Here is a 25,326-nt window from a genome sequence, read left to right as displayed (position 1 = left end):
ACCTCATACCCCGTACCCCGCACCTCATACCTCGTACTTCGTATCTCGTACTTCGTATCTCATACCCCGTACCCCGCACCTCGTATCTCGTACTTCGTATCTCGTACCTTGTACTTCGTACCTCCTGCCTCAAAACACCTCCAAATCCCCCAAACTCCATCCCCAAGGCAAGGCCATTGGAGAGCCATCATCCTGAACTTTTCGCAATGTGACCACAGGGCCAATTTTCATAATTGGGATTAGGCCCATTTCAAGGATTTTTTGATTAGGGTAGTTTAGCCCTGAAAAAGATGAAAACCTTGAGCCCGAAGCTTCAATTCGCTCATTCAGCGTTTTTTGGAAATCTTTTTCCAAAGTCTTGGTAAGCTTTTGGCTGACCAGCAAATCACAGATTCGAAATTCCCGACCCATTTTCCCCTCTTTGATTCGGTAGACCAAGAGGTAGTTTTCTCCGTCACTGAGGAATTGATAGGGGAAAAGTGGATTGTCTCTAAACCTCCAATTTAGGTACCCGGGAACAATTCGTGTTTGGATTGCAGTTCCTTCCCGGGATGAAGTTTCTATTCTTCGGATTAGCTTTGAAATACTATTCCAATCTGATGAGGGCACCTCTTTTTGTTTTCCGGATTTACTGAAATGAAAATTAAGTTTGAGCGGAAGTTTCCCCCATTTTTCCCAATCCATTTTGAGGTATCCCGGCGTGCTTTTAGCATTGGGCGTATTGAAGATCAAATCAAGGCCTTCTTTTTTGATGTCTTCGATCAGTGCCAGTGTGAGATTTTTGAATATGCCTTTTCCCTGATGATCAGGGTGAGTGGCGGTATCGACTGCACGGCAGGCTTTGAGGATTTTCCCTTGATCCAAAAACTCCCACCTCAGGAATGCCCTGACTCCAATCAGTTGACCCTCTTCCTCGGCAACTAAGACTGGAGACTTCCCAAAAGGATTGTAAAGGTGTTTCCACTTCCAAAGCGCTTCAGATTTTGGAATCATACTTTCCCCCAATGAAAGTTTCAGCAGTTCAATAATTTGGGTAATATCCGATTCCGTAGCTTTACGAATGTTCATAGGCTCAATTTAGGGGAAAATGTCATTGCAACCGAACAAGACCTTGCCGGGTTTTCTCCATTGTGGTATTTCCTGAGCCAATCCCGCGCAATAGTAGGATGGAGTAAAGGTTATTTAGTAATAGCCTAATTCAAAAAGTATATTTTGCACAGCATATCCTAGTTCATCATAAGTCCTTACCTGAATCCTTTCTGGCAACATATTGGCTTGAGGATAATCAATTTTACATATCTTTGATTTACTGAGTTCAAATCATTCTAAATGAAGCATCTCTTCTTTTTCGCCTGCATCACTCTTTTGGCATCTTCCTGTATCAGTAATAAGCGGATAACTTATTTACAAAACCTTTCTGACAGTACCGCAATCGCGCTAAATGAGTTTATTCCATTTGCTGAGGTCGACTATACTTACATCTTGCAACCCTTTGACATCGTACAAATTGACTTTGCCAGCGCAGACCCCGAATTGGTAGCAGGATTCACCTTTTTGAATTCCCAGCAAGGTCCGGGTGCCAGAATCGGCATAGGTGGAGGTGGTGGGGGAGGTAGTGACCCGCTCTACATGTCGGGCTACTCCTTGGACAAAGATGGGATGGTCGAAATACCCAAATTGGGCAAAATCAAAATCAGTGGACTTTCCGAAGAGCAGGCAAAAGTGGCCGTGCAGCAGGAAATCAACAAATTTTTCAAGGAGGAAGTATTTGTTAGACTAAGGATGGCAGGCATCCGATACACCACTTTGGGGGAATTTAACAGTGTGGGTGTTCAGATTATTTATAAAAACAGAGCGACTCTTTTTGATGCATTAGCCACAGCAGGCGAAACCAGCCTCTTGGGAAAAAAGAACAAAATGTTTCTCATTCGACAATATGATGGTGGAACAAAAATCCATCAGATTAACCTCAATGACAGGGCTTTGCTCGGAAGCCCCTGGTTTTTTATCCAACCCAATGACATTTTGTATCTCGAACCGATGAAAATCCGTCAAATAGGCACTGCGGATAATTTGACGGCTTCCCTGGCTTTATTTGCTGGGCTCTTTGCTTCCACTCTTTTAATATTTAATTTAGTTTCGAGAGGAATATAAGAAGATGGAGAAACTGGATCTGAGTCAACTCGACAACGAAGAAAAAGCACTGGAGATCAAGTATGTGATCGCCAAGTACATTCGTTATTGGCCTTGGTATGTGCTCTTTACGGTTATTTTTCTCTCTGCAACCTTCCTCTTTCATCGTTACACCGTCGATGAATTTGAAGTTACGGGTTCAATCGTCATCAAAAACAGCAGCACCCCTGAATCCAGGATTCTGGATCGCTCAAATATTTTCAATGCAGGGATAAATCTTGAAAATGATATCCTCCGCCTTCGGTCAAAAAATATGGCCCGAATTGCCATGGATAAACTCCACTTTGATGTCGAATATTTTGCAAAAACCAATATCAAGGACATCGAACTCTATGATCGATCTCCGATACGAATCGAGGTAGATTGGAATCACCTGCAGGTAACTGATGCATCGGTTGAACTGGAAATCCTTTCCGAAACCAATTTCAAACTGCTTCCTGCAGAGTCAGGCTTGATGGACTTCAACTCCGTGCAGGCTGCCGGGGATGAATCAGTGTATAATAAGACTTATACTTTCGGACAAACTATAGAAACCGCAAGGTCCAAGTTTACGGTCTTTTTGGTCAATCCATCCCGAATCGGCGAACTGGTTGTTTTCAGATTTATCAATCCGGCTGTTTTGGAAGAACAGCTGGCCCGGTCAGTACAAATAGTCACGCAAAATGAATATTCTTCTGTATTGAGACTCAGTACTACCACCAAGGTCGTCGAAAAGGGTAGAGACTACATCAACGCCCTGATGCAATCCTACATTGAGTACGATCTCAATGAGAAAAATAAAATCCAGGAAAATACCATTGACTTTATTGAAAGCCAACTTGGGTACTTGGAGGATTCACTCAAGGCCAAAGAAAGAGAACTGCAACGGTTCAAAGTTGACAACAAACTTCTGGATGTTTCGGCTGAGTTTTCCAGCATTCTTTCTAAAATGAATGCCTTGGACGAACGAAATGCTGCCCTGGAATTCCAACTTCAATACTTCGAGGAAATCCGACAGTATATGGAGCGTAAAAGCAGGGACTTTTCGGATGTCGTTGCACCTTCTGTGATTGGTGTCCCTGATCCCTTGCTGAATGGGCTGATCCAAACCTTGGTCACCTTGTCCCAAGAGCGCAGAAAACTTCTGGCCACGGTCAATGAAAATCACCCGGAGGTAATCAAAATCGATGTGCAAATGGAAAAAGTCCAGGATGCACTCTTTGAAAACGTGGTCAATCTCATTGAAAACACAAACAAACAAAAGAAAAGTATTCAGGCTGAAATCAGAGTGTACGATGCTCAGTTTGCAACACTTCCTGAATCCGAATCCAAGTACACCAGTATTTTCAGGGAATTTAAATTGCGGGAGTCGCTCTACACCTATTTGCTCGAGAAAAGGGCAGAGGCTGGTATAGCACGCGCCGCAAACGTCTCTGACAATGCGATTCTGGATTTGGCAAAAAAGGGAACGCTCGTATTTCCAAAGAAAACGCAAAACTATGGTTTGGCCTTGGCCCTCGGGCTATTGTTGCCTTTCGGATTCATCGTGTTGCGGGATATGTTTGACGATAGCATCAAGGATCAGCGCGACTTGAAAAAGCATTTCATGATTCCTCAACTCGGTGTGGTGGGCTACAGCACTAAGGGAACCAACAAGGTGGTCTTGGAACATCCTAAATCTGCGGTTGCGGAATCCTTCAGGTCACTCCGCTCAGCTATATCCTATTTGGCGGCCGGTAAAAACACCAAAAAAATTCTTGTCACCTCCTCTGTTTCGGGTGAAGGAAAAACATTTACCTCCCTCAATTTGGCTTCAGCAATGGCTTTGGGTTCAAAGAAAACAGTGGTGGTTGGTGCTGACTTGAGAAGACCAAAATTGGCCAGTTATTTTGATCATTCAGAAAAGGTGGGATTGTCCACCTATTTGATCGGCAAGGTATCCGCAGAATCGATAATTTTCCCAACACAGCAGGAAAACCTGTTCTTTGTTCCTTCCGGGGTAATTCCTCCCAATCCTGCCGAACTACTTCAGACACCACGGTTAATTGAGTTCTTAAGCTATTTGGACGAACGCTTTGATATCATCGTTTTTGATACCCCTCCCATGGGATTGGTATCAGAGACCATCGATCTGATGCGCTTATTTGATATCAATCTCTATGTGGTCAGGCAAAATTACACCATCAAAGACCACCTGGTAATGATCAACGACTTGTTTAACAACAAGCAGGTCAAAAATGTCTATGGAGTCTTTAACGGAATACTCAATTCAGGCTATCACTACGAAGGCTACAATTACGGCTACGGAAATACCTATCTGTACTCCCAAAATAACAAGTACATGTATAATTACTACGGAGACGACCTGGAGACCAAGAAAAAGAAAATCAAAAAGGCCAGTCCCTTTGATCCCGTCAAAGCGATAAAGAAGGTTTTTAGAATTCGATAAAAAATTCAATCCAAAAACCAACCTGTCCGGTTTTTTGACCTTATTTTGATGAAATGCCCATGATGCAGTATTTACGGGATCACACAGGGGAATGATTATAAAGGGCATTCCATGTGACAGCTAAAAAACAAATTATAAACACATGAAAATAGCCGCTCTCATACCTGCACGTTATTCTTCCACCCGCCTCCCGGCCAAGTTGGTCCAGGACCTCGGGGGGATTTCGGTGATTCAGCGTACTTACTTAAGTACATTTGCTGCAGGCGTTTTTGACGAGGTTTGGGTAGTCACTGATCATAAAGAAATTGAACGGCAGATTCTGGATCTTGGAGGAAATGTCTACTTCAGCAAGAAAAATCATGAAAGCGGTTCGGATCGGATTGCCGAAGCTCTGGAGAAAGTTGATGCACACCTCATTGTCAATGTACAGGGGGATGAACCTTTCCAAGACCCTAAATCCCTGCAGGGTCTGGTTGCCGCTTTCGAAAGACCAAAGGTGAAAATGGCTTCCTTGATGTGCAGGATTTCGGAAGATGAGGCCTACAATCCAAATGCAGTAAAGGTAGTGGTCGATGAAAAGATGAATGCCATCTATTTTTCCCGCTCTCCAATTCCTTTTAATAGGGAAAGATCAGAGGATATTTTTTATTGGAAACATGTCGGAGTATATGCCTATACCCGGGAATTATTGCAGGAATACACGGCTTGGCCTAAAGGCTACCTCGAACAAATCGAGATGCTCGAACAACTTCGATTGGTAGAAAAGGGAGTGAAAATCCGTATGGTCGAAACTACCCATCAGGCCATCGCTATCGACACCAAAGAAGACCTAGACCGGGCAAGGAATTTTCTGAAAAGCATACTTTGATAAGCTAGATACAAGATGCAAGACACAAGACTTTTCCCAATACTTCATCATTCGAAACCTGTCAGCCGCAGGAGGATTCAACAGTAATTATTCATTATAAAAAATTCCTGAAATCACTTTTCTCATTAATCATCAATGCCATTTCTCCCCCTATAGGGGGTCGGGGGGTATCAAAATCACTTTATTAATTCACCGAGGCACTAGGTGCAAGTGGTGAGACTCCTGCTTGCCGACAGGGAAAACCGATGATGCAGAAATTTCCAGCCTTTCCACTTCCCAACCTAGACAACGCGCAGCGGACAACCCTCCCGACTCCTGTGCTGAGCAGCTTGCCCGCTGCGGAGGGAAGTCGAAGAATCCCTGCTTCCAACTTCTCAATATTTTTTTCACATTTTTCCTTGAATCGTTTCATTTGACATAAGAAAAACAATATCTTAAAGTAATCATTGACCACCTTCTTTAAGGTCTTTTTTCATACCCATGCACTTCATTGTCCGGATAGTAGTATCGTGTAATCCTGTGATTTCTTAACGAGATCCATGGAAGCAAACACCCCTGATATTAACCTAGCTATCTTTGTTGGATTACTTCCGGTTATTCTTGCATTTTCCTTTATCATTTTTGTGATTTATCGCTCCCGTAGGGAATCGGATTTCCGGAAAAGGGAAACCGAGCTTAGGCTCTCCAAAGCGGAAGGGGAACTCAAAGCCCTCCGTGCACAGATCAATCCTCACTTCATTTTCAACTGCCTCAATTCCATCCATCATTTCATAAAGTCACATGAACCCAATCAGGCGGGTGATTACCTGATTAAGTTTTCACAGTTGATCCGGTATGTGCTGGAAAGTTCGGCCAAACAATGGGTAAGCCTTCAGGAAGAATTGGAGGCCAATCGAATCTACCTGGACCTCGAAAAACTCCGAACAGGCAATGCATTCACTTATGGGTTCACTTTGTCGGAAGAGCTACAGGCAGAGGAGATTTCTATTCCGCCAATGATGATTCAGCCCTTTTTGGAAAATGCTGTTTGGCATGGGCTAAAGGAGTCAGGTGTGATTGAAGTGTTGTTTTCTATGGAAAATGAAAATCATCTGCGAATCCGAATAAAAGACAATGGAAATGGTCATTCTGAAAAGTCCGATATCGACCTGTCCCGAATAGTCAAAAAGAGCTCCATGGGACTCAACCTGATGGAAGATCGATTTCGCACACTTAACGAACTTCGGGGTTCAAAAGCCGGATTCTATTTCAGAGAGCATACCTCGGAAGGAAAAGAAGTGATCGTAATTATACCTTTTGATAAAGATTGATAATGGCCTATAGAGTATTGATTGTAGAAGACGATGCCCACGCCCGGGAAAACCTGATCCTTCTGATTCAGGGTGTTTCGGATTTGGATCTTGTAGGTATGGCAACCACGATCGGGGAGGCAGATCAGCTGTGTAAAAGTTTAAAGCCGGATCTGGTCTTTTGCGACGTGATGCTTCCACCGGATACAAGTTTTGACTGGCTGATGAAGCTGGAAAAGATCTCCTTCGAACTCATCTTCATTACCTCATTTGAGGAGTTTGCAGTAAAGGCCTTTCGCTTGGCGGCGGTGGATTACCTGATCAAGCCCATCGCACAGGAGGAATTCAACTTGGCTTTGGAGCGTTTTCGCTCCCGCAGGGAAAAAAGCACCGATCAGATTCAGTCACTGCTCAAGAACCTGAGCCTGCCGCGTGAACATGCGAAAATAGCCCTTCCAACCTTGAATGGGTACCTTTTTGTACAGATCAAAGACATCCTGCGCTGCGAATCGGATAATACCTACACCATCTTTTACACAGCGGACAAACGCAAAATCCTGGTTTCCCGCACGCTCAAGGATGTGGAGCAAATGCTGGAAGAGCACCGGTTCTTCCGGGTTCACAATTCCCACCTGATCAATCTGGACTATGTCGCCGAATACTTCAAAGGCGAAGGAGGGCAGGTGAAGCTGACCGACGGTGCGGTAATTGATGTTTCGAGGAGGAGGAAGGAGGAGTTTTTGAATTTGCTGAGGAAATGACCGATGTTGGATGACGGATGACCGATGTGTCATCGCGAGGGTAAGAACGAACGATCTGAAGCGATCTAATTACTGAATTGGAAGATTAGAAGATTGGAAGATTGAAAAATTGTAAAAAAAGTAAGTACCAAAATCGGTTCAAACGGAACCGAAATCAAAGTCTTTCCGACCAAAATCTGATTTTTACTTAGAAAAATTAGTTGAGGTATTGATCTTTGGTCATGTTTTTGGCAAAGGCAGATGAACAGGGTGATCATCGGCTTGGCCTGACCGACGAACCAACCGGTAAAGACTTTTGATCAGGGGTGATTAAGCAAAAGATCCGGCGGTATTTTTTTCGTCATAATTTAAGAAACATAAGTGTTCTCAAACTTTCAAATATTTAATCTAGTGAAGGTATGATGCCGCTTTTGACCAACTCCCCCTTTACCAAAGGGGGTGGGGGGGATTTGAATTGAGCAATCTTATTTTAAATAGTTAATTCAAAAAGTATATGGATTTTAATGAAAAGTTTATTGAACCTATCGGGTATTCACAAGCTGCGGAATATCTTTTGGATATGGTTAAAAGCGAGGTTTTTGTTCAAATGGATGGGTTTATTTCCGGAGTATTTAACGCCAAGCAACTGGAAGAGTGGGTCAGTGAAGATGATGTGAATGGAATCCTTTTCTGGTTTTGTAATACCGGTTCCACCCGAAAACCAATTTTGGCCATCCAAAAAATAAGGGAGGCATATCAGAATAATCCTGCTTGGCTTTCCGGCTTAACGCCTAATCGACCTCCGGTTCATGGGAGAGGGTTGCGCATTGTCAAAGATTTAATCAAAAAAGATTATAGTAGCCAAGCTTCGAAAGCGGATATCCTTAATGATATCCAAAATGAACCTCCGATAAATCCTCAAAATTTTGAATATGTGGGATCTCGAAATGTTAATAACATGAGGAACCAGTTTCGCTCAAATTTTTCAAGTCACGTCAATTATCCCTTTGCATATTTTTCAACCAAGTATGGCAAAGGAAGTCCCTATTTTAAGCAGTTCTTTGCGCAGGGAGAAATTACCCATATTCGATATTATTTAGGATATTCCAACGTGGAGTACTTTAGTGGGCAGAGAATCAGGATAATACTAGCGCCTTGTAAACCAGATGGATCAAATTTGAAAAAAGAAGATTGCTCAGTGGAGCATATAGAAAAATTTAATGAAGTAATGCTCCTCCAATACTCCTGGCCGCCAAGTACATAAATTGAATAATTTTGACACCAGTTCAACTCCAGACATTTTCTTCTCTAGCGATTTGGATACCCTTACTTTTCGCGCTGGTTAAGCTAAAAACAGGCGAAATCAAATTTCGCCTGTTTTTTGTATTTCTGTTATTTGGGGCTTTGGTGGATGGGTTTGGGTTGATTATCTATTATTTTCTGCCACATGATTTATTCAATTATCACGGAATTTTTCAGCTCTTTTACCTCTGGTTTGAAGCCCTGTTCTTTGTCTGGATTTGCTTTTATTTTTTGGAATTCAATAAAAGGAACAAGTGGAGAAATATCCTTTTAATTGGCTTTTCGGGGATGTTTATTACAGAGTTTATTTTGAGAATTGTGATTTCCATTCCAAATAATACATTCTTTGCTTTCATCCATTCCTTTTTTCTAGTGACATCCTCTTTTCTTTCCGCATTCGCTTTGCTTCGAATTGCAGAGAAGAGGGGAGAGATTTTGAGGTATTCCTGGTTTTGGATTCTTTCGGGGATCTTCATTTACTGTTTCAGCTCTTTCTTTGTAGATATGCTTAGCTACACCGCAATCGGAAGAGGAATTTGGTCCATCCGTGTTCTCGCCAACATCATTCAATATGGCTTTTTTGTGGTGGGGCTTTTAAAAATTAACAATGCTCAATGAGCAATTACCAATGGACAATGGTCAATGACCAATGAACAATTATCAATGGGCATTAACAATTATAAATGTACAATTACCAATGTTCAAAGGTCAAGTTACTTGAAAATTATCCCGATGGTTATCGGGATGAGTTTGAAAATTTATCACTGACAAAAGGGTGAGATTCCCCGAATTCTCACTATTAGTCACCAAAATCTAAATCCATCTGGTAAATACCCGTAGCAGAATTGATCTTCATTAAATTTTAAACTTAAATACACCATCGAGTTCACCCCTTAGGTGGGATGATTTATCAGATGCTTGTCCATGAGCAACATCATTTCCGGATTTCCAGCTTTCTCCTCTTTTGGTTTGTAGTACAAATTGCTTCTGGAGACACCCAGCACACTGCATTGCGCTCGAATAGATAAGGTAGCTGAATGAGGTTCGATCAGGTTGATGCGCCCTTTCATATCCCCAGTTTCTTGCAACTTTTTTTTAAAAACTCGTTCTCGACTTTTAGTTTGCCGATCTGAGCGTATAGCCCGTCCACATCTGGGCCTTGTTCTTCTCCATTTTTCATGCCTTTTTCAAAAACACTGGACATGTTTTCAAGAAATTCGCCTTTCCATTTGGAGATGATTACAGGACTCAGCTCAAACTTGAGCCCAAGCTCTGCTAGGGTTTGTTGATTCTTGACTGCTTCTAAGGCTACTTTTGCCTTGAATTCGGGAGTGAATTTTCGTCGTGTTTGCTTCTTCATTTCAGAGTTAAGTTAGGATGTTTTTTTAACCTAACCTCTGGTCTGAATTTTGGGGAGTATTATAAATTTCATCAGGCAAATCCGAACAATCCATACTATTTGTCACAACCACGTCTTAAAAGCAGTAATAGGTTGGGTTAGATATTTTGCAGAAAAGTCGAGATTTGTCAAACTATATAAAATTTATTCGTTTAAAAAATAACATGTCGTCAAAGAAATTAATATTCATCCTGATTTTTGGGTTTCAATCAGGTCTGGCGATTTCTCAAAGTTTGGTCAGAAGGTATTTTGACAAACTTATCAATGATACCTCCGATATAAGCAAGCCGCAGTTTTTGGTGTACCCTACAGTGGCTTATGCACCGGAGACGAGCTGGGAATTAGGGTTTTCTTCGCTTTTGGTGTATTATGCCAAGCGTGACACAACCAATAGGCTCAGTGAAATCAATGGATTTACCTTTTTCACGCTGCAAAGCCAATATGGTTTTTGGTTTGACCATGCTATCTATTCTGACCAAGACAAATGGTTTTTTTTGGGGAGGCTGCGATTTCAAAGTTTTCCACTGAAGTATCACGGGATCGGGATTGATTCACCTAGGGATTACCTTGCCTTGGTAGAAGCCAATCAGATCCTGATCAAAGAGCGGGTGCTTCGGGAACTTCGCCCCAATTTGTATTTCGGTATAGAGGCGGATTTTCAGCGGATGGCCAGCGTTGATTTTATCCCATCCAGTGAAGCTTTCGATTTTCCATTGCCTGTAGGATCTGAGGGGTCGACTAATTTTGGCCTGGGGGTAGGGGTGGTCTATGATGACCGGCACAACGTCCTGAATGTGCGAAACGGGCACTTTGCAGAACTGGCCTTTCTCAACTATTCCTCTGTGCTAAGTACCTATGGATTCAATGCTGTATTGATGGATACACGGATTTTTAGACCTGTCGGTAAAAATGGAGTCTTGGCTTGGCAGGCCATCGGTCAGTTTTACTCAGGCAATGTCCCCTTTAATCATTTGTCTCTGTTGGGTGGGGACAGCATGATGCGGGGGTATTATCTTGGGCGATTCAGAGACCGAAACCAACTGGCCACGCAGCTGGAATTCAGAATGTTGCCACTGCCATTGGGATTTTCCAAAAGAATCGGAGCTGCTGTATTTGCAGGATCTGGAACCGTGTTTCCTGAATTATCGCTGGAATCGATCAATAAAATGGTCTGGTCGGCAGGAGGAGGTTTACGATTTTTACTTTTCCCCAAAAAGGACATCTACACCCGATTTGATGTGGCATTTACCCGGGAAGGATCAGGGTTTTACCTGTTTATCGGGGAAGCTTTTTAAAGAATGCCCCCAGCATTGCTATAGTTTTTGATTGGATCCTTGAAATAGGTGCAAGGACAAGTCCAGTCTTTATATTGATTCTGATCCAATATCTTTACCTAGACCCTGTCGACAGGAGCTTGAATTTCTTTTTGAAAGTCAATTTTTCTTATCCTTCTTTTGATTCCACATACTTTCTGAAGTTGTCCAGTATGGCTTGCCAACCGGCTTGTTGCATTTCAATTGAATGGGTGTTTTCTGGATCAAAAGTTTCATCCACTACAGTTTCATTGCCCTTTTTAGAAAATGATATTTTCACTTCACGTCCATCTGCCATGACGTATTCTATCGATTCATGAAGTTCAATTTTGGTGTAAGTTCCTTCAAAATCAAAACCCATACTCCCGTCTTTGGCAGCCATGTGTGAAAGGAATTTTCCACCCACTTTGAGGTCGTTACTTGCATGTGTCGTATGCCAGTCGTCGGAAGCATGATTCCAATGTGTGATATGCTCAGGGTCGGTCCAGAATTTCCATACTCTTTCCAAAGAGGCATCGATTGCTGCACGCACAGTGATTTTGGTTTTCTTGTCTTTTTCCATTTTTGATGAGTTTGTATTTCAAATATACAGGGTTAATGAAAAGAATATTTACTTTGGATTATTGACAAAAGTGAGTGCTTAATTTTTTTTTAAAAGTTGAATAAGTCTTTAATTGGTATCCATTCCTTTAATGTTCGATTAAAAATTATGTATGTACGGAACTTTGCCAGTAGCTTTTGAATAGACTTAAAATTACCTAAAAAACCAAGAGTTAGGCTTCATCGGACATCGGACACCCTACATCCGGCCCAAATGAGTTATTAAATTTGCTCTGGCAGAATAGCGTGTAATCATATTAAAAATTTCTGTCCATACGTTTACCAAATTATTTCCTCTTTTAAGCTTTCGTGAAGATTGGCTACCATGTTAATTTTTAACATGCCGTAGGCTGAATGAGCCTCTAGTTTTGAGCAATAATTAACCTGCTAAAATCTATGGGATTCAAAACTTTTACACACATGTTATCTGTAATGCTGATGCTTTTCTTCAGCATTTTGCTGCCGCAAAAAGTACTTGCTCAGGCAGTCAATGCGACGATATCGGGAAAATTAACTGATCCAAAAGGTGAAATCCTGATTGGAGCCCAAATCCTCGTCAAAAATGAACTGACAGGATTTACAACTTCCACTGTGACAGGAGTAACGGGCAACTACATTATCTCCCAAATCCCACTCGGAACCAACTACTCGGTTTCCGCAACCTACCTGGGATATGGATCAAAAACCTTGACTGGAATTTCCCTGAATCAGGGGGAAATCATCAAGCTGGACTTTGTAATAAGCGAAGAAGCCCAAGAACTTAATGAGGTCAGTGTCGTCGCAAATTCCATCGCCAATAGCATTGACCGTTTGGGCAGTTCCACAGCTGTGTCAGCAAGGGATATGTCAACCCTTCCCGTAAACGGAAGAAACTTCAATTCTTTGGTTGATCTTTCTCCGGTTTCCAATGGAAACAGTTTACTTGGACAGCTTTTTTCATCCACCAACTATACCATTGATGGTATGACCAATAGAAGTCCATTATCCAGTGGTGCCACCAACAGGGGTCCTTTCTCTATTTCCATGGAAGCAATTAGGGAATTTGAAGTACTCACCAATGACTATGATGTAGCCAATGGGAGAAGTGGGGGAGGTATCATCAGTGCTGTGACCAAAACCGGTACCAACCGGGTTGAAGGTTCTGCATTTTTTTTCAACCGTGCAGATTGGCTGGCGAGCAATTACGATATCCGAGGGAATCCAAGAAATAACGAATTTTCCATTCAACAGTACGGAATCACTTTGGGAGGTCCAATCGTTAAAGACAAACTCCATTATTTCATAGCATATGACGGGCAAAGAGATGCTCAGCCTCTGTTTATTGCGGATTTGCAAACTCCGGAGGATGAGGCCAGGTTCAATGTTTCCCGACAGTCTTTGGATCGGTACCTGCAGATAGCACGAACCAAATATGGCGTGGCAGAGTCACCTCAGACAGGAAGTTTTGACAAACTCAGATATTCCCACACAGCTTTTGCCCGATTAGACTATCAGATCAATTCCAAGAATCTATTGACGGTCAGAAATAACTTTTCCTGGGATCTTAACAGTCAGGGAGTAAATGACAACACGTCAATTAACTTGTACGAAGTGTATGGAGACCATCTTTCAAAGGCCAACAGTTTGATGGCATCGCTTCGTACAGTGCTTTCTCCTAAGCTCACCAACGAACTGAAACTCCAATACCTGTACACTTTGGATGATGGTAGACCGAGTGCTCAACTGCCGAGTGAAAATATCCCAAGAGCAATTGTTCAGAATATCCAATCCAATGTCAATGACAGGATAGTGAACACCAATATTCAAATTGGAGGTCAGCGGTTTTTGCCCGAGCGCTTTGAATCTCATGTTTACCAGATGGTGAATAACCTCTATTACAACAAAGGGAAGACAAATTATACCTTTGGTATGGACTTATTGTTGAACAACCTTTCCTCCTTGGCTACCAGTGAATTCAACGGTCGATTTTTCTTCATAGGTCTGGATAACTTCGACAATCTCCGTCCCTTCCGATACGCAAGAGAAGTGGCATTGACTGATCCTACTGTTGAACAAAATATTTTTGGAGGGGGTATTTATGCCCAGTCCAACACGGATTTGGGTAGAGGTATGAGCTTGGTTTTGGGTTTGAGAGGAGATTATACAGGCTATCAGAATGCTCCTAATTTCAACCAAACAGTATTCAATGAATTGGGTTTGAAAACAGATGTGAAAACAAACTCTTTTCAGATTCAACCCCGGTTCCAATTTACCTGGGATATCAATCAAAAACAGACTGATGTAATTAGAATTGGAGGTGGCGTTTTTGGATCAGCTTTAAACAATTACACCGATGTCAACAACTTGCAGTTTGACGGCACCAAGATCGTGGCAGTGGACATTACCGGTGCAGCCGTGCCTACTCCGAATTTTGTTTCCTACAGAAACGATCCTTCTACTGCTCCAGGAGTAGAGCTTTTAAGTCTGCCGGGTGTCACTCCGCTAACTACGATCAACATGAACAGCGAAGATCTTAAAGTGCCGACTATCTATAAAGGAAACATGATGTACAACAAGATCATCAACAACAGACTTCGTATTGGAGCCAATTTTATAGCCTCTCTTGCGCGCAATAACTACATGTACCTGGATCGAAACATGGTCGATGAGCCGTATTTCCGATTGGCGAATGAAGGAAATCGCGGAGTATATGTTCCGGCGGAAACCATCAGCATAACAAACGGAAACGCCGATTGGACTAGGGGAAGAAAGATTAATCAAATCGGACGTGTATTGGAATTGGTCAGCGAGGGCAGAAACAACACCTACACGGTAGTGTTGGACGGAACTTATCGATATTTCAGAGATGGTCAAATCACTGCCAGCTTCACTTGGAATGACTCCAAGGACAACACCTCCTTCAACGGTAACGTGGCAAACAGCGCCACCCTTTTCCAGGCAGTTATCGATGATCCAAGAGATCTTTCCAGAATGAGCTATTCCAATGGTCAGTTTAGAAACAAGGTGGTACTTTATGGTACAGCACCTACCTTCATGGGAATTACCTTTGGGGTTCGCTATTCTGGAATTGGTGGAACCCGCTATTCTCTCGTGGTCAATGGAAACGTGAACGGAGACTTTGTCAATACCAATGATCTTGCTTTTGTTTTTGATCCAAACACGCCGGGATTGTCTGAATCTGTGGCAACCTCCATGCGGGAAGTTTTGGCAAACCCTAACAATTTAGCGCTGAAGTATTTGGAAAACAGCCTTGGTAAGGTGGCAGAAAGAAATGGTGGAGAAAATGGGTATTTTGGATTTTGGGATGTGAGAGCGGCTAAGAAATTCTACTTCAACAACGCCAAAAGAACTGGTTTGGAGCTCGGTGCCGATATTTTCAACGTAGCTAATATGTTTAACAAGGAATGGGGAACTTCCAAAAATCTCGGTAATCAGTTTTTGATGACACTTCGAAATTTTGATCGTCAAAAACAGGAGTATGTTTATCAAATCAACCCTAATGTGGGTGTTGCCAATCCCGGAGGAACTCCCTTCCAGGTCCAGATCTCAGGAAGATTTTTCTTCTAATTACTCTTAAATATTGGGTCCAGCAATCGAAGAATTGCTGGACTTCTTCGTTTACTCCAATCCAAATAAATAAAAGAGAAATCAATCAAATATTGAATTCTTCACCCTGTCTCTGACTGTCGCTTTAGCACTTGCAATTCCTTGCCTTTTGCAAGCGCAGGAATCCAAGCCTGCCCAGCATGTGGTCTTAATCTCCATTGACGGCTTTCGTCCCGACTTTTACCTGGAAGAAAAATGGCCTGCCCCTAATCTTCAGGAAATGGCAAAAGCAGGAGCAAGATCAATTGGGTGTGACTGGCGTATTTCCATTGGTTACGTATCCCTCTCACACCACGATCATCACGGGACGAACTCCCTTACATCTTGGTATTTAATTACAATGCCCCATTTGAAGCCACCGGCCAAATCGGAAGATGGTTTTGGGAAAGCGAATTGATCAAGGTGCCTACGCTTTGGGATGCAGTAAGAAGAGCCGGATTGAAGAGTGCCAGTTTTATCTGGCCGGTGTCTGTCCACGCGCCGATTGACTACAATCTGCCCGAGTTTTGGAGCTTGGAGGAAGGTTTTGGCAGAATCGAACCCATGCGGGAAAAAGAGACTCCAAAGGGACTTTTGGCCGAAATGGAGCTGAATGTGTTAGGCAAACTCAATGAGCGAACCTTTAATGGAGACTATCTAAACCGGATTAATCGCTTGGGGTGCCGGAATCAGGGAAAATGCAGATATTCAGGAAATGAGTTTGGTAGATGTGGCCGTAGTGGTGGACTACCTTCTGAATCTGAAAATGGATTTGCCGGAAAGCACACTTTACCCGGGAATGAAGAAGTAAGAATTGGTTTGCTGAATTTCAAAAGTCCAATGGATCAAGTACTGCTTCCATTGGGCTTTTTTGTGCTATAATTTCTCAAATTAAGGATGAGCTTTGTTGGAGAAGGTCTGGGGAAGCCAGCAGGAAGATCGCCTTTAAATTTATTTTACCCCTTCGGGGTTTAGATAAAACACATGTCCGACGTTTTCTATAATTATTTCAGCCCCGCCACGGCGGGCAGTCACTTCCGGCTTTTAAATCCCTAAGGGAGGATGACAAGATTATAGCATAAAACGTGATTATTTTTTTTGATGTATGTCCGCTTTCTTACCTGTAGCCTAATAAAATAAGGTTTGAAGTTCCAAAATACGAGCTGTGTACTGTTGACAGTCGTCTGTGGACGATTGTCAACCATTTTCCCAGCTCATTTTTTCTAACTGGCAGAATTCCGGACAATCATAATTTTTTTATAACCCCGAAGGGGTAGAATTATTTCTATTGAGAAAGTTAAACGCGATTTCCATGGGGTAGTAAGGGATTTTTGTTCTTAGGATAAATAGTTTAGAAACGCATAGTGGGGAATTAAGCGTGCCTTCCTCGGATTATCATCCCCAAAAAAATTTGATTTAACAGAAAAGAATCCATTCTAAGCACAAAGGGTCGGTTCCGAAAGGCTGGCAGGCACCTTGCAGACTTTCGGTAATCCATTGATTGGAATTCCCGATTAAATCAAAATAAAAGGTTGAAAATCCACATAAAATTCATGGTTAGCCTTCGCTGCAAAATAATTGTGCAGCAGGAGTTGGATAGAATTGGGATCCCTTATTTGTCGGTTAATCTCGGCTCCGTAGAAACGGAAAGCAGTATTCCCTGCGATCAGATGGAGGAGCTAAAGGAAAGTCTAAAACGTGTAGGATTGGAAATTCTTGAGGATAAAAAAAATATCCTGATTGATAAAATCAAGCTCGCCATCAATGAATTGGTCCAATCCCGGGAGGATGCCACAAGGGTTAATTATTCTGATTTCATCAGTGAAAAGCTTGATTACGATTATACCTACCTATCCAATATTTTTTCTGAGGTGGAAGGTATCACGATTCAACAGTACCTCATCGCTCTCAAAATCGAACGGGTGAAGGAATTTCTGCTGTATGATGAATTGTCAATTACGGAGATTTCTGACAGAATGAATTACAGCAGTGTCTCCCACCTTTCCAATCAGTTTAAAAAAGTAACCGGACTGAGTCCCTCCTCTTTTTACCAGTCAAAAAAATAACTAGCTCCACCAAGCCCCTTGCATAGAGAGGGATAAAGCTTGGCTGCCACAGGCAAATACTCCCTAAATAAAAGAGACAATCCCGGCTACCCGGAACTGTCTCATGTTATTGCTTAGGTTGAGTTGATCCCAACTGATCGGCAATCCTTATTTGGCCGGGGTCACATCAATGATGACGGTTCGGTTATAAGCACGTTCCTCAGGAAACTTGTTTTTGAACGGAGAGACTTTTTCATCTTCTCCAAATCCGTTCACCACAAATTTCACATCATTTCTTCCAGCCTTCAACAGGCTTCTTTCCAGAATGCCTTTTACATCATTTGCCCGGGCAAGGGAAAGCCCGAGGTTGTGTGCTTCTTCTCCGATGCTGTCAGTATGACCGTTGATGGTCACTGTACCACCGATTGGAATTTTTGGAGCGACCACTTCTGTTAAGTATTTCTCATAAGAAGCGATAGCCTTGGCATCGTTGAATTCATAGATGACACTATATCTGTTTCCTTCCACACTGGTAGGAGGAGTCCAAAGCACCACTTTTACCGGGGTTTCTTTTCTGATTGTTTGACCCTCTTTAGTCTTACCCACCATGGTTACGGTATAATCGCCTTCGGCTTTCTTTCCCAGGATTGATTCGCCTGCAATACTTACTTTATCCTCAGTGTAAGGGCCGAAATTTTGGATTTTTCCCTGTGCATCTTTGACTTCCAAGGTCCAAGAGCTAAAGGCCTCTTCCGCACCATCGACCTCGAAAGTGACATAACTTTCCTCCGGTGCCAGCAGCGAAACGGGCTTCAGTGGAGCGTCCAATCCACCTTTGAATTCCATCAGCAATTCAGGAGAGCTGCTTTCAATACTCACTAGTCGGTCACCATCGAGCAACAGATCAAGTTCGCGGGTTCCGCCTATACTTCTGGATGGGATCCGAGGCTTGGTCAACCCTTCCGTGACAATTCTTGAAGGATCGATTCCCCAAGTATTTACCAGGTAGGTTTTGACTGATTCGGACATTTTTTTCCCTTCCTGAGCACCTTTCTCCGAAGAGCCAACCAATTTGATATTCGCCGAAGGATTCTTCACCATTCGATCTCCAAGGATATTCAGCACATTGTAATACACCATCAGCTGTCGGTTAGCCCGGCCGGATAGCTCGCTTGGTGCAAATACATCCAATTGATCTGCTTTGAAATCTCTCACCTGACTTTTCCCAAGTGTCACATAACGACTTGGGATGGCAGTTGATCCTGCATCGAAGTACACATAGTTTCGGATCGGAAAAGTCTCGATTATACTGGTTGTTTCCGGATTGTTTTTAGGGGAGTTTACTGCAAACCCAAAGACAGGTTCCACAATCGGGGTAGCCGGAGGTAGCACAGCAACAGGTATTTTGCGTCCTTTTCCGAATTTCAATGCCGCTCCTACCCGAAGTGTAGTCAGTGTCCATGTTTCAGTAGATCTAGGATTCTGACCGAAATAAGGCTGAATTGCTACAAAGGGAGAAAGTACGGTTTGCACTTTGCTGTTTTGGGAAGAAAGCTGAATGTCATGCCCTGCGCCGATCTGCATCGAAATCAGGTTTTCACGGATATTGCTGAATTCGCCGTCAACCGCAGGGGTAGGTGCTTGATCCGGGAAATCCGGGTTGATTCCCAGCTGATAGGTAAATGCCTTGGTTCTGTTAAAAGCAAAGCGCGGACCCGCATAGAGATAAAAGTTATTCTTAAAAGGAGCAAAGCGAAGGCTTGGCTCAATTGTCAGATAGCTTAAATCCGTTGACAAATCGGCTGGACAGTTACAGGGAGTGGTGATCTGGTCAAATGTGCTTTTTCGACTGTCGTATCCCGCCTGGAGCATCATTCCAAAACTAGACTCAGGGCGGTGATATTCGATGACAGGACCCAGAAACAAACCCACGCCGTTACCGTGATTGAATCCCGCTGGGACTGTAAGGTTTGAATTGAGCTGCTGGGTTAGTCCTTGATTAAAATTAAAGTTTGCACCTGCCGCTGCACCAAACTTCCATGCCGGCCTGGTGTACTGTTGGGCCTGTAGCGTGCTTCCTCCCATTAACAATGCCCCTAAAATCAGGGCTTTGACCGGGAGGAAATCAGGGAACAACAAAGTGCGTGATCCCTTGGTTAGATATGTTGTTGATTGCATTTTTTTTGAATTAAGGTTTCTCGATGATGTTTGTATTGGTCATGACCACTGCTCCGTTTATTACCAGCATTCTGCCAACGACTGTGGCATTGGAATTCATGGTGATCGAGGTTAAGGCCAATACATTCCCTTTGAATTTGGTGTTGTCACCAATGGTGGCAGAACTTCCGACTTGCCAGAAAATGTTTGAAGCTTGAGCTCCGCCACTTAGGATGATACTTCCGCCGGCTCCGCCAACAGTAGTAAAGCCTGAGGCAATCTGGAAGATCCACACTGCGTTGGGATCACCCTGAGCATCCAAGGTCAGATCACCTGCCTGAACCAAGAGTGTAGAATTGGATTTATAGATTCCCGGAGCGAGCGTTTTACCACCCTGATCACCCGCTACTGTAACAGGTGCCGGGGAAGTTGCTCCTTCGGCAAACAAATAAGCCTCTGTCAAGTCTTTTTTTGCTTGGATCAGCATTGCTGCTACCCCGGCAGGGGAGGCATCATCGGAAGCATAGATTGCTCCGTTTATGATAGTTGCCGGTGGAAATCCGGTTACAGATGAACGTGCACCGGGTGTGATTCCTACGTCCAGGTTTCGGATCTGGCTGAATCCTGCATTATTACTGATTCCTGTTGCTGCAAAAATCCCAAATCTTCCGGCAGTTTTAAGATCTACGAAATTGGCAGATTGCTGGGAAAGCGTTTGGAAAGTCCAAACATAATCGTTTGCCAAACCTGTACCTGCCAAATTCTGCGCACCTGTAGTGATGGTTGCGGTGTAAGTGACATTTGGCGAAAGCGGATTAATCGGCGAAAAGGATGCAGTGGTACCCGAATAGGTTACGGTTCCTGTTACGGTCGAATTTCCCTGTTTCAGTGTGAACGTTGCACCAGTGATCGAAGCAGGATCCATTACTTGGCTGAAATTGGCTTTGATCACTTTGTTCAATGAAACACCGGTATCATTGTTTGCAGGATCGGTAGAGGTTACAGTTGGTGCTGTAGCAGTTTGTGATACGACAGTTGTGAAGTTCCATACATAATTAGTTGCTAAGGCTATTCCCGTGGTATTCTTGGCTCCTGTGGTAATGGTAGCCGTGTAAACTCCACCCGAGGAAAGCGGACTGTTCGGTGTAAAAGATGCCGTGGACCCTGAATAGGTTACGGTTCCTGTCACGGTCGTATTTCCCTGTTTCAGTGTGAACGTTGCACCAGTGATCGAAGCAGGATCCATTACTTGGCTGAAATTGGCTTTGATCACCTTGTTGAAAGCTATATTTACAGCATTGTTCGTTGGATCGGTAGAAGTTACCGTTGGTACTGCCGCAGATTCAGATACTGCTGTGGTGAAATTCCACACATAATTATTTTCCAAAGCTACCCCAGCCGAACTCTTGCTGCCTGTGGTGATAGTTGCCGTGTACACTAGGCCCGAAGAAAGCGGACTGTTCGGCGTAAAGGATGCGGTGGTGCCTGAATAGGTCACAGTTCCATGTATTACAGTATTTCCTTGTTTCAACAGGAAGGTTGCCCCATTGATGGTGGCGAGATCCATGGTTTGACTGAAATTGGCTTTGATTACTTTGTCAAAACTTACATTCATGGCATTGTTAGTTGGATCTGTAGAAGTTACCAATGGTGCGACAACTGCATCAGGTGCGGCTGTGGTGAAACTCCAAACAAAGTCACTGGTGATCGCTATACCCTGTGGGTTTTTGACTGTCTTGGAAATTGTGGCCGTGTAGGTGGTATTGGGCATTAATGGAATAAACGGTTTGAAGACCGCTGTCAATTCAGCGTAAGTGACTGTGCCCGGCACTGGTGTCATTCCGGTTTTCAAGGTGAAAGAAGCCGTATTGATCGTTCCTCCATCCATCATTTCACTGAAAACCGCGCTGATGGACTTATTTACAGCTACACCTTTTTCTTGGTCTTTCGGATCTACAGAGATTACTGATGGTGCCGCACCCGTATTAAAAGTCCAGGTATATTCGCTGGCGAGTGGAATTCCGTCGGTATTAGCTGCTTCCACAGTAATTGTACCGGTATATGTGGTACTAGGCAACAGGTCAACGGAAGGAGTAAATGTTGCAGTGCTATCCACGTAAGTTACCACACCGGCGATAGCTGTAGTCCCTGCTTTGATGATAAAAGAAGATGCCTTGATTGTCTCAGGTTTCATTTTAGCACTGAATTTGGCTGTGATGGCCTTGTTTAGCGCATTTCCGGTTGACATATTTGCCGGATTGGTAGCAGTCACTGTAGGAGCTGAACCGGTGGTGAAGGTCCATACATAAGGTGCCTGCAATACATTACCCAAAACATCACTCACAATGGGTTCGACCCTTCCTGTAAAAGTTGTGTTAGGGGCAAGAGGAGCATTTGGAGCAAAACTCATGGTGTTGTTTGTGGCATCGTAAGTCAACTTGCCTGGAATATCCATGTCGATTCCTCCTGTTGTATTCATTACTCGCAGGCTGAATGCCTCTGCTTTGATGGTGGCTGGATTCAAAGCCTCATTGAATGTCACAGCGATAATTTTATTCAGCTGCACTCCTGTGGCTTTGTCAGCAGGATTGGTGGATTCCACCTCAGGACAAATTCCGAGCATTTCGTCAAATGTATCCTGACAGCTTCCGAAGATTGTCGTAATCGATAAGGCAACCAAAATGGTCTGCCAAAACCGTTTTTTTGTACTGGATATTTTCATAATTAGTTGAATTTTAAATTTTCAATTATATAGCTGGGTAATCATATTAATAGAATAAATACATCTCCTTTCGGGAAACTAAAAAAGTGGATTGAACTGCTTGACTAGCTAAAAATGAATTTTATAATATAAAATATGTAGCTGGTAATAAAAGTGAGTAAAATACTAATCAGTGCAGTTTTTTAAACTTACGTGGAGTAAAGTTCAGGACACTTATAGCCGAAAAAGTTATATAAAAAAATAAAAGACTTACATAATTCACTGATTTCCCAGCTATCAATAAGTAGCGTAATTCAGGCTCGAAAATTCAATTATTGAAAGCGTTTTGTAATTCAAACATTTTATAAAAATCGTGTAATTCCACTGCCAAATAGAATTTATAAAGACTGCAAAAAAAATGTAATAAGGCTTGAATGCAGCATCTTAAATTCCTTTGGCATTTTTAATGCGTGATAATTTTTCTGGAGTAAGTTTAGGGAGATCTAATAGCGGTTTTTTCAAACCGTTCAGTTCATTGAGGACAATAAGTTGAACATTGCTTCGATCGGAAAAATAATTATCGCAAGGATTTTCTGGAGGATGTACTCAGTCGCAAAACGTCGACTCGCATTACTTTGGATACGGTCTGCCGTGTAAGTCCTGTCAAATCTGCCAAATCCTGAAAGGTGATCAGTTTCAGAAGCGGGTTTGTTTTTCCGCTGGAATCGGTGATCTGATCCTGAAAATAGGGGAGGATTCTTTTAACTTTTTCGGCTGCATCCAAGCTTCTAACTGCATATAGACGGTCTTCTGCACGACACCATCTTCTCACAAGTTCTTTGAAAAACCAGGCCGCAAGCTTTGGGTTATTGTGAATTGTTTCTTTGAAAAAATCTGCATCGTAAGCTCGTAATTCTACCGGTGAAAGTGTTTTTGCGAATTCTGAAAATTGCCCGCCTAGACAATTTAGATTACCAAAAAAGTCCCCGGGTTTTAGAATGTCATAGCAAACTTCTTCCCCTGCGGGCGAATAAGATCCAATCCTCACCGCACCTGATACGATTTCAAAAATCGGGGTGATGCGTTGTGGAGGTTGATAAATCAAATAACCTTTTTCAAAGTGATAAGATTCTACCATTTTCCCGCTTCCTGATAATCCCTCTTCAAGCAAGTAATTAAAAGGCCCATGTTTCATCTGTTTATAATTTGTCTTTTAATTGCCACACCTGCCTGCCGACAGGTGGAATGCCCTAAATAATCTTCCCCTGTGTGAAGCATTTCTTAATGGTATTCCGACATGTGAGATTACTCAATTCTCTTTCTGCTAGAGACAGACCTAACCTTTGGTTGACAGGTCCGATTTCGTAGCTTTTTTCTACAAGTTCAGCGAAAAGCACAAAAAATTTCGCCTTGGTTTCAAAGCTTAACAGGAATATAATTTTGAGGGAATTTTGACTTGATTAACCAACAGCTTTAATCATGTTTCATTAATATTTCCTGAGAAAAGACTCTTTCAAAAAGAGGGAATCGGCTTTTCCTCGAATTTCCAAATCTACTTTTACCCCATCTTGCTGCCATTCTAACTCAATCAACCCGAAGTTTAGCTTTGCGATCAACTCTCCAACCCGATAGGAATTGGGCTCATCCGTATAAGTTTTCCAAGTGTGTGTCAAACCGCTGGAAGTCACGTCAAAGACAGGATGAGTGATGCCCGGGATTTCTGTTTTACTGATTTCGGCAATGTGTCGATCGCCACTTAGCATTATTGCGCCATTGACTTGATAGGTTTCCAAAAGTTGCAGCAGCCGTGCGCGTTCTTTCGGAAAATTTGCCCATTTCTCAAAAGGATGCTCCTTGGATAAAATCTGAATTCCGGAGCCTATAATGGTAATTTTCGCAGTGTTGTTTTTTAGTTCTTGTTCTAACCATTTCCACTGCTCTTCACCGAGGATTGTACCGGTTTCATTTAAAATATATTCCTTGTCCTTCTTTTCCAAGTTGTCACGAAAATACCGTGCATCGAGTAAAATAACTTTCACTTTTCTGTCACCACTTCCATAATTATAGGCCCCGTAAGCACCTTCTTTTTGTCTCAATGGACTATTTTGAGGTATTTCCAAAAAATCATACATCAAGTTGCGGCTTTCTTCTCTATAGGGATATTCTTTGCCGGCGTCATTTTTTCCGTAATCATGGTCATCCCATATTCCGATGATGGGAGTTTTAGCCTTGAGTTTTTTATAACCCAAATTGGTGTTTTGTAATTCGTATTTGGCTTTCAGCAAAGGCATGGAATCAGTATCGCCGTATATATTGTCGCCAAGCCAAATCCAAAGGTCCGGACGGTGTGAGACGATAGGATCCCAGAGGGGCTGTTCGCCATATTCATGATTGCAGGAGCCGAACGCAATGGTCTCAAGGTGTATTCCATTTCCCTCAAATGAGTTTTGTTTGGTAATAGTGGGGCTACAGCCAAGCGTTACAGCGAGCAAAAAAAGCAAAGGTGATCTGCTTAAAATTGATAGGTTTTTCATCTTTGTAGGGATGGGGTTTGCGGATTTTTGTGTGAACTCAAATTTACTCGTTCCCATCACCTGCTAATGTTAAAAATTAACATGATGCCTGAGCTTAACACAATCTTAAAACTAGTTTGGGATTTAGGTTCCAACTCAAAACTATCCTCAGACCAACTTACACTAGTTTAGA

20 protein-coding genes are annotated in these 25,326 nt (G+C 42.7%); 12 read left to right on the top strand and 8 right to left on the bottom strand.

Features of this window, described 5'->3' with window-relative positions; all coding sequences use genetic code 11:
* Nucleotides 1-129: 129 nt before the first annotated feature.
* Nucleotides 130-1,068, bottom strand: a complete 939-nt coding sequence (locus BLQ81_RS16605; protein ID WP_092732322.1) for a GNAT family N-acetyltransferase — start codon at nt 1,066-1,068, stop codon at nt 130-132.
* Nucleotides 1,069-1,329: 261 nt separating this feature from the next.
* Here BLQ81_RS16605 and BLQ81_RS16600 point away from each other — a divergent pair, with 261 nt between their 5' ends.
* The 7 genes from BLQ81_RS16600 to BLQ81_RS16560 all read left to right on the top strand — a co-directional run bounded on the left by BLQ81_RS16600 (nt 1,330) and on the right by BLQ81_RS16560 (nt 9,438).
* On the top strand, nt 1,330-2,154 hold the full coding sequence (locus BLQ81_RS16600; RefSeq protein WP_092732319.1) for a polysaccharide biosynthesis/export family protein: 825 nt from the start codon (nt 1,330-1,332) through the stop codon (nt 2,152-2,154).
* A gap of 4 nt (nt 2,155-2,158) precedes the next feature.
* Entirely contained in the window at nt 2,159-4,621 is a 2,463-nt protein-coding gene (locus tag BLQ81_RS16595) for a GumC family protein (RefSeq protein ID WP_092732315.1), read from the top strand.
* Between the two features lie 142 nt (nt 4,622-4,763).
* Complete coding sequence (gene kdsB / locus BLQ81_RS16590) at nt 4,764-5,489, top strand: 3-deoxy-manno-octulosonate cytidylyltransferase (RefSeq protein ID WP_092732312.1); 726 nt, start codon at nt 4,764-4,766, stop codon at nt 5,487-5,489.
* Between the two features lie 539 nt (nt 5,490-6,028).
* On the top strand, nt 6,029-6,799 hold the full coding sequence (locus BLQ81_RS16580; RefSeq protein ID WP_092732306.1) for a sensor histidine kinase: 771 nt from the start codon (nt 6,029-6,031) through the stop codon (nt 6,797-6,799).
* Between the two features lie 2 nt (nt 6,800-6,801).
* A complete protein-coding gene (locus BLQ81_RS16575; RefSeq protein WP_092732303.1) occupies nt 6,802-7,539 on the top strand; it encodes a LytR/AlgR family response regulator transcription factor in 738 nt (245 codons plus the stop codon).
* A 493-nt stretch (nt 7,540-8,032) separates the two neighbouring features.
* Entirely contained in the window at nt 8,033-8,782 is a 750-nt protein-coding gene (locus BLQ81_RS16565) for a hypothetical protein (RefSeq protein WP_092732297.1), read from the top strand.
* Between the two features lie 11 nt (nt 8,783-8,793).
* Nucleotides 8,794-9,438, top strand: a complete 645-nt coding sequence (locus BLQ81_RS16560) for a hypothetical protein (RefSeq protein ID WP_092732294.1) — start codon at nt 8,794-8,796, stop codon at nt 9,436-9,438.
* A 275-nt stretch (nt 9,439-9,713) separates the two neighbouring features.
* Here the strand turns inward: BLQ81_RS16560 and BLQ81_RS22345 are convergent, their stop codons facing one another.
* Entirely contained in the window at nt 9,714-9,890 is a 177-nt protein-coding gene (locus BLQ81_RS22345) for a hypothetical protein (RefSeq protein WP_175454254.1), read from the bottom strand.
* Nucleotides 9,887-10,180, bottom strand: a complete 294-nt coding sequence (locus BLQ81_RS16555; protein WP_092732291.1) for a transposase — start codon at nt 10,178-10,180, stop codon at nt 9,887-9,889. Before BLQ81_RS16555 ends, BLQ81_RS22345 begins: the two co-directional genes overlap by 4 nt.
* Before the next feature lie 203 nt (nt 10,181-10,383).
* On the opposite strand from BLQ81_RS16555, the gene BLQ81_RS16550 reads away from it, so the two are divergent.
* Complete coding sequence (locus BLQ81_RS16550; RefSeq protein WP_092732288.1) at nt 10,384-11,514, top strand: BamA/TamA family outer membrane protein; 1,131 nt, start codon at nt 10,384-10,386, stop codon at nt 11,512-11,514.
* Nucleotides 11,515-11,662: 148 nt separating this feature from the next.
* Here BLQ81_RS16550 and BLQ81_RS16545 read toward each other — a convergent pair whose 3' ends face one another.
* Complete coding sequence (locus tag BLQ81_RS16545) at nt 11,663-12,094, bottom strand: SRPBCC family protein (protein WP_092732285.1); 432 nt, start codon at nt 12,092-12,094, stop codon at nt 11,663-11,665.
* Nucleotides 12,095-12,552: 458 nt separating this feature from the next.
* Here BLQ81_RS16545 and BLQ81_RS16540 point away from each other — a divergent pair, with 458 nt between their 5' ends.
* The 4 genes from BLQ81_RS16540 to BLQ81_RS16530 all read left to right on the top strand — a co-directional run bounded on the left by BLQ81_RS16540 (nt 12,553) and on the right by BLQ81_RS16530 (nt 17,783).
* Complete coding sequence (locus tag BLQ81_RS16540; RefSeq protein WP_092732413.1) at nt 12,553-15,699, top strand: TonB-dependent receptor; 3,147 nt, start codon at nt 12,553-12,555, stop codon at nt 15,697-15,699.
* A 290-nt stretch (nt 15,700-15,989) separates the two neighbouring features.
* Entirely contained in the window at nt 15,990-16,073 is an 84-nt protein-coding gene (locus BLQ81_RS23160) for an alkaline phosphatase family protein (RefSeq protein ID WP_407640252.1), read from the top strand.
* Nucleotides 16,063-16,599, top strand: a complete 537-nt coding sequence (locus BLQ81_RS16535; protein WP_092732282.1) for an alkaline phosphatase family protein — start codon at nt 16,063-16,065, stop codon at nt 16,597-16,599. The genes BLQ81_RS23160 and BLQ81_RS16535 overlap by 11 nt, the downstream gene beginning before the upstream one ends.
* Before the next feature lie 671 nt (nt 16,600-17,270).
* On the top strand, nt 17,271-17,783 hold the full coding sequence (locus BLQ81_RS16530; RefSeq protein ID WP_245693291.1) for a helix-turn-helix domain-containing protein: 513 nt from the start codon (nt 17,271-17,273) through the stop codon (nt 17,781-17,783).
* A 147-nt stretch (nt 17,784-17,930) separates the two neighbouring features.
* Here BLQ81_RS16530 and BLQ81_RS16525 read toward each other — a convergent pair whose 3' ends face one another.
* The 4 genes from BLQ81_RS16525 to BLQ81_RS16510 all read right to left on the bottom strand — a co-directional run bounded on the left by BLQ81_RS16525 (nt 17,931) and on the right by BLQ81_RS16510 (nt 25,154).
* A complete protein-coding gene (locus tag BLQ81_RS16525; RefSeq protein WP_092732276.1) occupies nt 17,931-19,940 on the bottom strand; it encodes an OmpA family protein in 2,010 nt (669 codons plus the stop codon).
* A gap of 10 nt (nt 19,941-19,950) precedes the next feature.
* Complete coding sequence (locus BLQ81_RS16520) at nt 19,951-22,641, bottom strand: Ig-like domain-containing protein (RefSeq protein ID WP_092732273.1); 2,691 nt, start codon at nt 22,639-22,641, stop codon at nt 19,951-19,953.
* A 556-nt stretch (nt 22,642-23,197) separates the two neighbouring features.
* The gene (locus tag BLQ81_RS16515) at nt 23,198-23,815 is read right to left on the bottom strand and encodes a Crp/Fnr family transcriptional regulator (protein ID WP_092732270.1); all 618 of its coding nucleotides are present in this window, start codon (nt 23,813-23,815) and stop codon (nt 23,198-23,200) included.
* A gap of 292 nt (nt 23,816-24,107) precedes the next feature.
* Nucleotides 24,108-25,154, bottom strand: coding sequence for an alkaline phosphatase D family protein (locus tag BLQ81_RS16510; RefSeq protein ID WP_092732410.1), 1,047 nt, complete (start codon nt 25,152-25,154; stop codon nt 24,108-24,110).
* Between the last annotated feature and the right edge of the window lie 172 nt (nt 25,155-25,326).

It is taken from the genome of Algoriphagus alkaliphilus (genome assembly GCF_900103735.1).
Lineage (GTDB): Bacteria > Bacteroidota > Bacteroidia > Cytophagales > Cyclobacteriaceae > Algoriphagus > Algoriphagus alkaliphilus.
The sequence above is the reverse complement of the archived record's forward strand: the minus strand, read 5'-3'. Positions and strand labels throughout refer to the sequence as shown.

Coding starts and splice junctions, on each gene's coding strand:
- BLQ81_RS16605 (WP_092732322.1), bottom strand. CDS start 1,068: ATGAACATTCGTAAAGCTACGGAATCGGATATTACCCAAATTATTGAA.
- BLQ81_RS16600 (WP_092732319.1), top strand. CDS start 1,330: ATGAAGCATCTCTTCTTTTTCGCCTGCATCACTCTTTTGGCATCTTCC.
- BLQ81_RS16595 (WP_092732315.1), top strand. CDS start 2,159: ATGGAGAAACTGGATCTGAGTCAACTCGACAACGAAGAAAAAGCACTG.
- kdsB (WP_092732312.1), top strand. CDS start 4,764: ATGAAAATAGCCGCTCTCATACCTGCACGTTATTCTTCCACCCGCCTC.
- BLQ81_RS16580 (WP_092732306.1), top strand. CDS start 6,029: ATGGAAGCAAACACCCCTGATATTAACCTAGCTATCTTTGTTGGATTA.
- BLQ81_RS16575 (WP_092732303.1), top strand. CDS start 6,802: ATGGCCTATAGAGTATTGATTGTAGAAGACGATGCCCACGCCCGGGAA.
- BLQ81_RS16565 (WP_092732297.1), top strand. CDS start 8,033: ATGGATTTTAATGAAAAGTTTATTGAACCTATCGGGTATTCACAAGCT.
- BLQ81_RS22345 (WP_175454254.1), bottom strand. CDS start 9,890: ATGAAAGGGCGCATCAACCTGATCGAACCTCATTCAGCTACCTTATCT.
- BLQ81_RS16555 (WP_092732291.1), bottom strand. CDS start 10,180: ATGAAGAAGCAAACACGACGAAAATTCACTCCCGAATTCAAGGCAAAA.
- BLQ81_RS16550 (WP_092732288.1), top strand. CDS start 10,384: ATGTCGTCAAAGAAATTAATATTCATCCTGATTTTTGGGTTTCAATCA.
- BLQ81_RS16545 (WP_092732285.1), bottom strand. CDS start 12,094: ATGGAAAAAGACAAGAAAACCAAAATCACTGTGCGTGCAGCAATCGAT.
- BLQ81_RS16540 (WP_092732413.1), top strand. CDS start 12,553: ATGTTATCTGTAATGCTGATGCTTTTCTTCAGCATTTTGCTGCCGCAA.
- BLQ81_RS16530 (WP_245693291.1), top strand. CDS start 17,271: ATGGTTAGCCTTCGCTGCAAAATAATTGTGCAGCAGGAGTTGGATAGA.
- BLQ81_RS16525 (WP_092732276.1), bottom strand. CDS start 19,940: ATGCAATCAACAACATATCTAACCAAGGGATCACGCACTTTGTTGTTC.
- BLQ81_RS16520 (WP_092732273.1), bottom strand. CDS start 22,641: ATGAAAATATCCAGTACAAAAAAACGGTTTTGGCAGACCATTTTGGTT.
- BLQ81_RS16515 (WP_092732270.1), bottom strand. CDS start 23,815: ATGAAACATGGGCCTTTTAATTACTTGCTTGAAGAGGGATTATCAGGA.
- BLQ81_RS16510 (WP_092732410.1), bottom strand. CDS start 25,154: ATGAAAAACCTATCAATTTTAAGCAGATCACCTTTGCTTTTTTTGCTC.